Source organism: Panacibacter ginsenosidivorans (genome assembly GCF_007971225.1).
In the GTDB taxonomy this organism is placed as follows: Bacteria; Bacteroidota; Bacteroidia; order Chitinophagales; family Chitinophagaceae; genus Panacibacter; species Panacibacter ginsenosidivorans.
Window position 1 is genome coordinate 1,570,906 of the sequence record NZ_CP042435.1, and the last position, 12,105, is coordinate 1,583,010.

The 12,105-nt window shown below is 37.9% G+C and carries 10 protein-coding genes; 3 read left to right on the top strand and 7 right to left on the bottom strand.

Features of this window, described 5'->3' with window-relative positions; genetic code table 11:
- Positions 1-11 precede the first annotated feature (11 nt).
- From FRZ67_RS06500 to gatC, 3 genes are all read right to left on the bottom strand, one after another.
- Positions 12-581: a cob(I)yrinic acid a,c-diamide adenosyltransferase gene (locus FRZ67_RS06500; RefSeq protein ID WP_147188763.1), complete on the bottom strand. Its 570-nt coding sequence runs from the start codon at positions 579-581 to the stop codon at positions 12-14.
- Positions 582-684: 103 nt separating this feature from the next.
- Positions 685-1,389, bottom strand: a complete 705-nt coding sequence (locus tag FRZ67_RS06505; RefSeq protein WP_147188764.1) for an ABC transporter ATP-binding protein — start codon at positions 1,387-1,389, stop codon at positions 685-687.
- 49 nt (positions 1,390-1,438) lie between these two features.
- Positions 1,439-1,729, bottom strand: a complete 291-nt coding sequence (gene gatC / locus FRZ67_RS06510) for an Asp-tRNA(Asn)/Glu-tRNA(Gln) amidotransferase subunit GatC (RefSeq protein WP_147188765.1) — start codon at positions 1,727-1,729, stop codon at positions 1,439-1,441.
- A gap of 364 nt (positions 1,730-2,093) precedes the next feature.
- Between gatC and FRZ67_RS06515 the strand changes: the two genes are divergently transcribed.
- From FRZ67_RS06515 to FRZ67_RS06525, 3 genes are all read left to right on the top strand, one after another.
- Entirely contained in the window at positions 2,094-3,479 is a 1,386-nt protein-coding gene (locus FRZ67_RS06515) for a sigma-54-dependent transcriptional regulator (RefSeq protein WP_147188766.1), read from the top strand.
- Entirely contained in the window at positions 3,476-3,829 is a 354-nt protein-coding gene (locus tag FRZ67_RS06520) for an Hpt domain-containing protein (protein ID WP_147188767.1), read from the top strand. The genes FRZ67_RS06515 and FRZ67_RS06520 overlap by 4 nt, the downstream gene beginning before the upstream one ends.
- Before the next feature lie 152 nt (positions 3,830-3,981).
- Positions 3,982-4,677: a hypothetical protein gene (locus FRZ67_RS06525; RefSeq protein WP_147188768.1), complete on the top strand. Its 696-nt coding sequence runs from the start codon at positions 3,982-3,984 to the stop codon at positions 4,675-4,677.
- 7 nt (positions 4,678-4,684) lie between these two features.
- Here FRZ67_RS06525 and FRZ67_RS06530 read toward each other — a convergent pair whose 3' ends face one another.
- The 4 genes from FRZ67_RS06530 to FRZ67_RS06545 form a co-directional block, all read right to left on the bottom strand.
- The gene (locus FRZ67_RS06530) at positions 4,685-5,806 is read right to left on the bottom strand and encodes a TlpA disulfide reductase family protein (RefSeq protein ID WP_147188769.1); all 1,122 of its coding nucleotides are present in this window, start codon (positions 5,804-5,806) and stop codon (positions 4,685-4,687) included.
- A gap of 376 nt (positions 5,807-6,182) precedes the next feature.
- Positions 6,183-7,082 carry a DUF1735 domain-containing protein gene (locus FRZ67_RS06535; protein ID WP_147188770.1) on the bottom strand — a complete coding sequence of 300 codons (900 nt, stop codon included), beginning with the start codon at positions 7,080-7,082 and terminating at the stop codon, positions 6,183-6,185.
- A 38-nt stretch (positions 7,083-7,120) separates the two neighbouring features.
- Positions 7,121-8,704 carry a SusD/RagB family nutrient-binding outer membrane lipoprotein gene (locus tag FRZ67_RS06540; RefSeq protein ID WP_158638322.1) on the bottom strand — a complete coding sequence of 528 codons (1,584 nt, stop codon included), beginning with the start codon at positions 8,702-8,704 and terminating at the stop codon, positions 7,121-7,123.
- 21 nt (positions 8,705-8,725) lie between these two features.
- Positions 8,726-11,959 (bottom strand): SusC/RagA family TonB-linked outer membrane protein, encoded by a 3,234-nt coding sequence (locus FRZ67_RS06545; protein WP_147188772.1) that lies wholly within the window; start codon positions 11,957-11,959, stop codon positions 8,726-8,728.
- Between the last annotated feature and the right edge of the window lie 146 nt (positions 11,960-12,105).

Sequence of the window (12,105 nt, forward strand, 5' to 3'; positions counted from 1 at the left end):
GATTTGTGATTTTACTTTTGATTTACTCTCGGCTTCCATGCAATTTCTTCTACGTTGTTGATATGTGCAATGTATCGTGCAAGCACAAATAAATAATCGCTCAACCGGTTAAGATATTTTATAACAAGTGCTTCTACAAACATATCATGTTCCTGCATATTTACACATAACCGCTCTGCACGCCTGCAAATACAACGCACAATATGCGCCGTGGAAACAGCTATACTGCCACCGGGAAGAATAAAATGTTTCATTGCGGGCAGCACTTCATTCATTGCATCTATCTCTTTCTCCAGTGTTGTTATATCTTCTTCTTTAAGATCAGGGATTTTCATTAATGGTTCTTTATCAGGATCGCATGCCAGAGATGAACCAATGGTAAAAAGTCTGTCCTGTATTTCTCTAAGCATTTTATTGCTATGCACATTATTTATATGGTCATTCAATAAACCTATATATGAATTCAATTCATCAACAGTGCCATAGGTCTCAATGCGTATATGGCTTTTAGGTACTTTAGTGCCACCGATCAAACTTGTTTTGCCTTTGTCGCCTGTCTTGGTATATATCTTTAAAGCCATGGAAAAACATTTAAGTGAGCAACAAAAATAAACATTGCTTGTTCAGCAGAAATAAAAAAGGAGAGTATGCAACTCTCCTCTATTATTTTATTTATACAATATTTTACGCCATTGCATGCTTGGGTTCTCTTGTTGTATCAGTTTCAATCAAACCATCCCTTAATCTAACCACACGTTTTGCAAATGCTGCAATATCTTCTTCATGTGTAACCAATACAACTGTATTTCCTGCGGCCTGTATCTGTCCAAATATTTCCATTACTTCTACAGAGGTCTTTGAATCAAGATTACCCGTAGGTTCATCCGCTAATAGTATAGATGGATTATTTACCAATGCACGTGCAATAGCCACACGTTGTATTTGTCCACCACTCATTTCATTAGGCTTATGCTGGCTACGGTCTGCTAATCCTACTTTTCTTAGCGCTTCCAATGCCCTTTCCATTCTCTCTTTTTTGCTTACACCACCATAAATCAAAGGCAGCGCTACATTTTCTGCAGCAGTAAGCCTTGGCAATAAATTAAACTGCTGAAACACAAAACCAATCTCTTTATTGCGCACTTCCGCAAGATCATCATCGGCCATTTTGCTTACATCACTGCCATTCAAAATATAAGTGCCTGAAGTAGGCGTATCAAGACAACCTAAAATATTCATCAGGGTGCTCTTGCCACTACCGCTGGGGCCCATCAGCGCCACATATTCTTTCCTGTAAATATCCAGTGTAATGCCTTTTAGTACTTCCAGGGCATGGCTACCCATATAATAGCTTTTCCTGATATTTTCGAGATGGATAATTGATTCCATAAATCATTTTATAATTTACAGTTTGCGGTTACTAAATAAACCACAACTGCTATTTTTTTATAACCTTGGGTACTTTGAAAAATATTCCGTCTGTTACCGGCGCATTTTGTAATGCTTCTTCCCGGCTTATAGAGCCCTTTACTTCATCTTCCCGCAACACATTAATAGACGAACCCATATGCTGTAGCGGCTCTACCCCAGAAGTATCTATCTCTGCTAGTTTTTCAACAAATGATATCATGCGTTGCATATCAGTTTCTATCTCCTTCTTTTCTTCGTCGGTAAAATAAAGGCGGGATAAATGAGCTATATTATCTATCAGTGCACTATTTATTTCCATGATAACAAAAATAGCTGTAAAGCAGAATTCAGCGGCAAAAAATATAGCAACGGCAAATAAATACTCCGTTCCTTGATATATGCAGGATAAATAAATAATGCTGTTTTAAAAATTATTTTTTAGCCCGGCAGTAATGCTGCCGGCATCATTTTGTTGCGTCTCACTCTTGTACTTTTGAAGGAGTTGTCACCGGTCGCCAAAAGAACAAAGCGTACAGGAGTGCGACGCAACAATGCCTGATACTTATTCTGCTGACGGGCACAAAATCTTTATATCAAATACAGCCATTGTACAATAATGTGGGAATTTTCCCGTTTTGGGATACAAGGAAAACCAACTTTTTGCTGTAGGTTTGAATACTGAAATGAAGCAAGACCCAATATCTATTTTTATCGTTGAAGACGATGCTGTTTACAGCGCTGTGCTTAGTCATTTCCTTTCGTTAAATCCCGATTTCCAGGTAAAAAAATTCACTTCTGCCAAAGAAATATTAGCGGCCATCCATGAGAAACCTGATATAGTTACACTTGATTATTCGCTACCTGATATGACCGGTGATATATTATTGGATAAGGTAAAAACAGCCAGCCCGGAAACAAGAGTAATCATAATTTCGGGGCAGGAAGATATAAAAGTGGCCGTTGAGCTTTTTAAGAAAGGAGCTAATGATTATATAGTAAAAGATGCAGATACACAGGAGCGTTTGTGGATGAGTATACAGAACCTGCGGGAAAACATTTCATTAAAGAAAGAGATTGCAACACTTCAGCAGGAAGTTCAAAAGAAATACAATTTTCAAAAAGCTATTATTGGTAACAGCCCTGCCATTAAACAGGTTTTTGCTTTAATGGAAAAAGCTGCTTCTGCAAATATAACCTGCTCAGTATATGGCGAGACCGGAACCGGTAAGGACCTGGTGGCAAAAAGTATTCACTTTAATTCAGAAAGAAAAAAATTTCCTTTTGTTCCGGTAAACGTAGCGGCCATACCAAGAGACTTGCTGGAAAGCGAACTTTTTGGTCATGAAAAAGGTTCGTTTACAGGTGCTACCAACAGGCGTATTGGTAAGTTTGAAGAAGCTAATAAGGGTACATTGTTTTTGGATGAGATTGGTGAAATGGATGTAAACATGCAGGCCAAATTATTGCGTGTATTACAGGAACAGGAGTTAACAAGGATCGGAAGTAATGAGATCATAAAGATCAATGTTCGTATTATAGTTGCTACGCACCGCAACCTTCAGGAACAGGTAAAGAAAGGTAAATTCAGGGAGGATCTTTATTACCGCTTATTGGGTTTGCCTATACATCTTCCCCCATTGCGTGACAGGGGTAATGATATTATTCTGATCGCCAATTATTTCATTGATCAGTTCTGTAACGAAAACCATTTACCTAAAAAGCATCTTGATGTTGAAGCAAAAAAAACATTGATGCTATATTCTTTTCCGGGTAATATCAGGGAATTAAAATCTATCGTGGAACTGGCGTGCGTAATGAGTAATGAAGATGAAATAAATACGGAGCATATACAGATACATACCAGCAACAATAAAAGTTTTAACAACAATACAGAAAACCTTACGCTGAAACAGTTTACTACACAATTGCTGCAGCATTATCTCGACACATTCGAATATGATGTGTTGAAAGTTGCCGAAAAACTGGATATAGGTAAGTCAACCATATACCGCATGATCAGCAATAATGAATTAAAACTTTATAAGCACACCGAAGACCAGCATTCATGACCCCTGATGCGCAATTATACAACCTCGGTCAACTTAAAGAAATTGATGACAATGAAGATTTTATTCTTCAGGTGATCACTATTTTTCTGGAAACTGTTCCATCTAATGCTGAGGCTCTGGTTAAAGCATGTGCAGAAAAGGACTGGGAACAGGTTTATTTTTTTGCACATAAAATAAAAGCGAATGTAACCCTGCTAAGTATGGATATGATAACTGAAGACGTAAAGTTTGTGGAGCAAAGCGCCAAGAACAGAATTAATATTAATATGATCGCTGACAAAGTAAATTTCATTGACGGAATAATCAAAAATGCCGCCGGGCAAATGAAAAAAGATTTTGATTTTAAATAACACACCATCCATAGATTTTCCTGAATATTTTCTGCAATTAAGCCATGCCCCCTTTCTCTTACCCTTCATCTTAAGCGGGACATTTTTCTTCTCAATATCTTCATATTTATAACACTATATTTTATATCTTGTTGTTCTTTAAATGAACAATTATGCGCAAGATTATTTTTGTTTTCTTTTTCCTCTTTGCTGCTAAGCTATCCTTTGCACAACATCTCACTTATACCATGTATGAAATATTGCACAAAGAAGATATGAAATCATCTCCTGTTGCATTCGACAACCAATATGATGGAATTATCGGCAATGGTTTTTTAACGGAAGCCTGGGTTATGGGCAGAGTGTTTACTTCAACAAGAATGTATACAGATCTTAAATTAAAATTTGATGTACACACAAACAAAATATACGTTAACCTGAACGATACCATATTTGATATTAGCACTTCCGGCATTATTCAATTTGATATTTTCCCTAATTCACCTGATACAACCAAGATAATTAGCTTTAGCAATGGAATAAATCTTGAAGAAATTACACCCGATAAATTTGTAAGCTTTTTAGCTGATGGTAAAATAACCTTTATTAAATATTACGTAAAGGATATTGAAGAAGTGTATGAATCAAGCCCTACTTACAAAGAGAAAAAATTTATTGATAAGAATAAATATTATGTAATTGAAGATGGACAGCCGGGCAAAGAAATAAGCCTGGGAAAAAAGAACCTGGAAAAATTACTTGCTGCTAAATGGGATGCTGTAAATAGTTATGCAAAAACAAATGGCATCTCTGCAGGTAGTGAAGATGGCTGGGCCAAACTGATTAATTATTATAATACTTTACCCTAACAAATATTCACTTCAAATATCTGCCGATAAAAGGTTTTAGCGAATCAGGTTTTATAGCTTTACCTATAACCCTGCCATCAGGATCCACAAAAAAATTAAACGGGATACTATCAAATTTCAAAGTTTTTACAGCAGTGCCGTGCCACATATTTTCATCTATCAATTGTGTCCATGTAAGGCTGTCTTTAGTAAGCATATTCAGCCAATTTTCTTTTTCATCATCAAGCGCTACGCTTACCATAGCAAGTCCCTTTAATTTATAACTATTCCATAGTTGCTTTTTGTAATAATTATAAGACAAACATTGCGGGCACCACGTAGCCCAAAAATCGATAAAATAATATTTGCCCTCTAAAGATTTTGTAGAAAAAATTTGTCCTGCAGTATTATTAAGCGCAATATGCGGAAGAGTATCACCCACATTATATTCTTTTTCAAAAATATCTATCATGTCGTATGTTTCAGATTTAAGTTCCTGAATTGGTTTATAATCCGGAAAGCGTTCACTTGCCCTGTCAACAAAAGATTTAAGCTTCTCATAATTATTCCCAAATTCAATATTCTCATAAACAGTCATAAAGCATGCACCGTTTTGTATAGTATCCGCATAATTGATGTAATTCTGTGAAAAGACTGCAAACTTTTTATCGTATACACGCTTCATTGAATCAAGCGCTTTTTTATTTTTGGATATAGCCTTCATCTGCTTTACATATTGCCGCAGGCTATCTGAAATATGAGACTGTTTTTCATTAAACGCTTTAAGCGAAATACTTGCAGGAGATGAACTGATTACATATTTTCCATTTATTTCGTTAGCATTTATCTGCAGCGCAGACACATCATTTATAAAATAATACCTATTTCCACTTTGCTCCACCCTTAACATATAGAGCCTCTGTAAAGTATCATGAATGATAAAATGTACAGGATGATTCAAATCAACTACAATGGCAGAGTCAACCTTAACAGCAACTTCGTTTACAAAAGGCTCCCTGTATAAAAACACTTTTTTGCCGGCAGCACCTTTTATTGTCAAAGTAATTTCCGTTTGCCTGTTTTTATTATTACCACAGGAAACCAAACCCAGTGCTGCTAAAATAAACAAGGCAATTCTTCTATGTATCATACTATCAAAGTGAAATTCAAAATTATATATCAGGGACGATTATTTTGGTTGCCGGCTATAGATATAATGGCATCGCCTGTTGCTACGCTCAGTTCGGGTTTCTTCTTTTATGGCAACACGGCAATTCACACTGAGTTTACATTTTCAAGGCAAATATTTTTTGCACTGGTATTTTGTAACAGTCGTATTCAAATGTACAAGTGTGCGACGCAACAAAAGATGCTCAATGCTGTATTGCAGGATACTAAGATTATCTCTTCTGCAATATTTGCGTGTATGCATCAGTAGTTCTATTCTTTAAATCAGTTTCAATTCTTTAAATTAACAAAAGAGCCACCTAACAGGTGGCCCTTTCTATAAAAGAAATAATTAAAACTTATTTTCTGGTCCATGTCTCAAAAATTTCTCTTGTATAACCTGCCTGGCTACCTGCACCCCCACCGTAACCGTAATGCAACTTAAATATACCAGTAGCTTCATCGTAAGTGTTAGGATAATTGGCACTTGTATAATTACCTCCAGGATAAGTAGCATTCCCGGTTGGGTTATCAACTGTCATAAAGCCAGATTGCGGTGCAGGAGGTGTTGCTCCAACAGCAACCCAATTGTCAACAGTTGAGCCATCTACATCAAAGTCAAAATAATATGCAGATCCACCCAAATCACCCAATTCTGCTTCGCTGCTATTAGGATCTACGGTGGATACAAATTTATCTTTTGCAATAGCTCTTGGAGAACTTGGATGCACAAAATAACCCTTTACACCATAATCTCCCTCGTAAGCATTTTTTACTTTGATGATGATAACAAGTTCGCTATTACCGGGTACAATATAATCCGTGCCCCCGCTTACATCGGTAATTTTAAGACCGATTGCGAGGGTTGTACCATAAGTAAGCAATTTCTGAATATCAAAAGTTGCGTCGGCACTTCCACTTCCACCGGAAATACTTATAGAACTAGGCAAACTATAAACGTCTGAAGGCATTACATCTATAGCAGTACCATTTGCATCATTATAAGCAGTTACCAATGATTCGTCAACTGCTAAATTTATATCCGCACTAATACCACTTGCCGCAAAGGCATTTATAGCTTGCGTAATAGAAGTACTGGAAGCTTCAACAGTTAATGACAGAGGCTCACTGTTTGGCAAACCGAAACCAGCGCCGGCCTTGGCTCCATTTAATTCCTCTTCGAAGAATACTTTTTCCTTACTGCAACCGGCCGAGAACAATGCGGTACCGAGCAAAAAGGCAGACAATATTTTTTTCATATTTATACTTTAAATAATTAATTGATAAATAAATCCTTTTACTGGGCATCCCACCATACACGTCCTAGCTGAGAGTCAGAAGACTGGCTTCCACCGGTATATTGACTTGCTGAAGATGCAACATTGGTTGGGTTAAGACTGTATTCATTAGGTCCATAAGGCATGCGACGTGGGATACCGCCTAAACTTGAATTAACGCTAGGTGTTAATTCAGGATAACCGGTTCTTCTCCAATCTGCAAAACCCATCCAGCCTTTAGGGTAGTGTGCTACCCATTCTTCATAAGCAATCTTTGCATAATCATCGCCAGTTTCTGTACCTAACGCGATATTGTCCTGAGAAATATAATAATCGTAATCTTCACCATTCAAAGCACCGCCACCAAAAATTCCCTGCAGCTCTCCTGCATATATATCCCATTGCTTCCAATTTTCTCTTATGCCGGTTGTGTACATATCATTCACGTCATCACCGGTCCAACCTAGGTAAGCAGCCTCAGCCCTTGCAAGATATACTTCAGATGAAGAAAGCAATACTACGGGAGAAGTGGAAACATTAAAATCAGTACCATCTGTAAAAATAGTTTTACTGCTGCCAACCACTCTTGCAAAACTTGCATGGTTATTAAGAAAATCAATAGCATCATCCCTAGTTAAACCAAAAGGGAAACCAGTGATAACTTGCCCCGCAACAGTGCCTGTAGCTCCTTCACCTGTTCCAAAAACATAGTATCTGTCATCATAATTATTATATAAACCATCAATCAAAACGTCCGTAACCGCATAGTCTTTTCGTGCTATGATGTTGTAGTAATTATATACAGGGCTGTTAAAATTACCACCGGGGTAATCCATAGTTGCACTTTCGCCTTCTTCAAATACACCGCCATCCGCATTTAATGCAGCATTAAATTCAGCGGCACCGGTTGTTGCATCCTTTTTGCTTAAACGTAAGGCCATTAAAGCATGGAGTGAATTGGCAAACTTCTTCCACATGGTGATATCGCCATCAAAAAGAATATCTCCTTTTACAGCGGGACCATCATCAAACTGAGCAACAGCTTCAGACAGCTCTGTAAAAAGGCTTGAATAAATTTGCTGCTGGGATGTGTAAGGTATTACACCATTTGCATCAGCATTAAAAATATCGTTGTAAGGAACATCACCCCATGTGTCTGTTATGAACCACATGATGTAAGATTTCAATATTCTTGCAATAGCGATTTGGTTGGCATTTGAACCATTAGCCAAAGCAATTGCTGCAGTATTTGGATCACTATTGTAATCGATAATGGTTTGAAGATCTTTAAGATTACCAGCGTAATAACCGTCCCAGTTAAATGTAGGTTTGGAATACTGGGCAGAAGCATCCGTATATTGTGTTTCTGAAAAATACTGGCAGTATAAACCGGAAACCGTAGAAATACCTCCCTGGTCCCATGCATAGCTACTTCCCACATTGCTCAAAGTTTGGGTAAGCAATGCAGAAGTAAGCGGTGTAAGTGGCACAGTTGGGTTGGTATTCATATTACCAAAATCATCAATCTTACTGCACGATGACATGGTCATCAATGATGCAGCTAAAGATGCAGCGAGGAATACTTTTATTTTAGGTCGTAACATAATCATTAATGTTTGAAATAATTAGAAGTTGAATTTTACATTAAATCCAAGAGAACGAACAGAAGGCAACTGGCCATCTTCACCATACACGCCTGAAATTTCAGAAGGATCAAAATTCTTGGACGCACTGTATATAAGCCATGGATTACGGGCAATTAAAGAAACCGTTATACCTTTCACAGTATTGCTCATAAAGCCAAGCTTTTCAGATGGTATGCTGTAGCCCAGGCTAACTTCTCTTAATTTAAGGTAAGAAAGGTCATGAACGTATGGGTCAGCAATACCTGCACCGTAGAATTGGTGGAAGTATGTGAATCCGTCAACATACATGTCAACAGGAGTTTTGCTGTCAACTGAACTAACACCTACAACATGCACGCCGCCGCCTTCGCTTAAAGGATCACGTACGTTCTTACCTCTGTCGTTTGTCTCTGCTGTGTAATCAAGCAAACCAGAGAAAGCACCCCAGCTTTCAGACAATGAGAAGAATTTACCGCCAACCTGGTAGTCAAGACTAAGGTTCAATATAAAATTCTTATAAGTAAATAAGCTCTGGAAACCACCTGTAACTTTTGGCACTATATTGCCCCAGTTATAATTAGCGTTACCGGCAGCATATAAGCCGCTCGATGGGTCAATCAATGCTTTACCATCTTCATTACGTGTCATACCACCACCGATCAGCTGGCCCCAATCTTCACCAAGAACCTGATAAGCTGTAGCATATCTTGATCCAAATGCGCCTGCCCAACCTGAAGGCTGAATTCTTGTAGTTCCTTCGATAAGCTTGGTAACTTTATTACCCATCAGGTAACCAAAAGTCTTGGTTACAGACCAGGTAAAGTCTTTACGGTTAACGATTTTAGCATCAACTGTAAATTCTAAACCATTTCTTTCTACTGTAGCAGCATTTACCGTTTTTGTTGTAAATCCACTTTGACCGGGAACCTGGATATTAATTGGCTGATCAGCAGCTTTCTCATTGTAATAAGTAGCCATTAAGCCGATCTTATTTTTAGCAAACCTTAATTCAACACCAGCTTCGTAGCTTGTAATGGTAGTACCGGCAAGACTCCTGTCAGGTATAGTATTGCTAACAGTCTGCAATGCATTATCATCCCATTTATTCTGGTTAATAGGATATGTAAGATCAAGTGCATATATATCAAGCGCCAATGGTTTTTTGCCCCAGCTTCCAAATACTTTGGCAAAAGACAACCATGGCAAAGCGTCCTTTGTAAATGTGCTTGGAATAAAAGACATACCCACAGAAGGATAGAATAATTTATTATCGCTTGTTGGTAAGGTAGAGTTATAATCCTGACGAACCGCAAATGTTGCACTGATGAATTTTTTATACTCAAGATCACCACTTGCAAACAAAGAATTGGTTCTTGATTCCAACCTTGAATTACTTAGATTAGGTGTGGAAACAGAGTTAGACAAAGCATAAAGGTCATAAATAGTAAGACCATTAACAGTGCTGGCATCAAGATCTTTCCGCAGGTAAGTAAGCACATTACCACCAGCCAATAAATTAAGACCAAAGTCTTTCAGGAAAGTAGTATTATAAGTGGCAATCAATTCATAATTGGTCTCATTCTGATAACGCTCACCTGTTCCAAAGCCGGCTTTAAGGCCTGTTTGGGTAGCACTTTTTTCCAGAAGTGATTTCACTTTATTTTCATAATAATAATTTGACTGGTCTCTGCGAACAGTTCCCCTTATGTTGAAGTGACTATTCAATTTAAAGTTCAAATAAACGTCTCCATATAACCTGTCACGTCTTTGACGCTGATCAAGGTTATCCATATAACTGTAGAAATTATACCAATAGTTACCGGTAAAAAATCCTGCAGGATTAGTTGGATCATAAGCTGTTGGATTTGAAGACCAGTTCCAGCTTGCAAGGCCGCCGCCTGCATAATCAGGTACATGTAAGTACTGTAATTCTTTCATAATACCCATGTCAAGATCTCTGTGGTTCCACTGACCAAAGTTTCCTGATGTCTGGTTGGCATAACCATCATCATATTCACCATAAATATTCTGCGTATTAAAGTTCAGGTTTATACCTGCAGTAAAATATTTATTAAGGTCTAACGATGTACTGGTAGAAACTACGTACCTGTCAGATTTTGAATTAGGAATTATACCCTGTATAAATTGTTTGGAGAAAGAAAGTCTTGTACTATAGCCCTGACCTGATTTATAAAAGTTTACGTTGGTATTAGAATTAAAACCATTTGCAAAGAAATCTTTTATATTATCCGGCTGAGCAACCAGGCTGGCTGTTTTTCCTGTATATTTTGTACCAGGTACCCATGCATACCAAGGCACATATTCCTGGCCTTCCATTTTAGGCCCCCAGCTTGCATCATCTGTATAATCCGGGAACAGTTTGCCATCAAGCGCTCTCCATTCTTCAGGCATACCCTCAACAAAAGTAAATGGGATAAGATCCGCGGATCCACCACCAGCATAGCTATTCTGTAAATGAGGTATCCTGTTTACACGGTCAAATGTTAATCCCTGACTTACATCAATACTTGTTTTACCGGCAGCAGCTTTTTTAGTAGTAATAATAATAGCACCATTTGAAGCGCGGCTTCCAAAAAGCGCAGTTGCGTTAGCGCCTTTTAATACGTTGATACTTTCTACGCTGTTAGGATCAATATCGTAAGCATCACCTACAATTGTTCCATCCACAACATAAATAGCACCTACATCACCAGAGAGTAATAAACCACCCCTGATACGTGCAAATGACTGGCTGTTGAGCTTTGCGCCAGACTGAGACCTGAACTGTACACCTGCAATCTTACCCGCTAACGCATCGTTGAGGTTTGACTGAGGGATAATTGTTAAGGCATCAGATTTGATCACCTGTGTACTGAAAGGTGTAGTACGTTGATCTTTTTTAATGTTAAAGGCAGTAGTAACAACCACTTCAGAGATTGTTGATTTAGTATCTCTTGCTAAAGTGACAGAGATACTTTCTGCATTAACAGTAACTTCTTTTTCTGTATAACCAACTGAACTGATTACCAGGGTTGAACCCATAGATGCCTTAATGATAAATACACCATTTGCATCTGCAGATACGCCTGTCTTGCCATCCTTAACCTTTACTGATACAAAAGGTATCGGACTTCCATTTTCATCAGTAACCTTACCCGTAATGTTTCGGGTTTGTGCAATAGCTATCGAGGTTGATAGCAATAGCAAGAGTAAGAAACTTACAATTTTTCTCATGTGACTATAGGTTTTTAAAAATTTGCGCCCAAATGTAGGGGATTAAAAACAAATGGTTAAATAAATTTAAACGTGTTGTTAAATTCTATAAACCAAGAAAAAAGACAATGAGCGGCAAGTTTGCGCTGCTTACGCCTGTAAGTTTG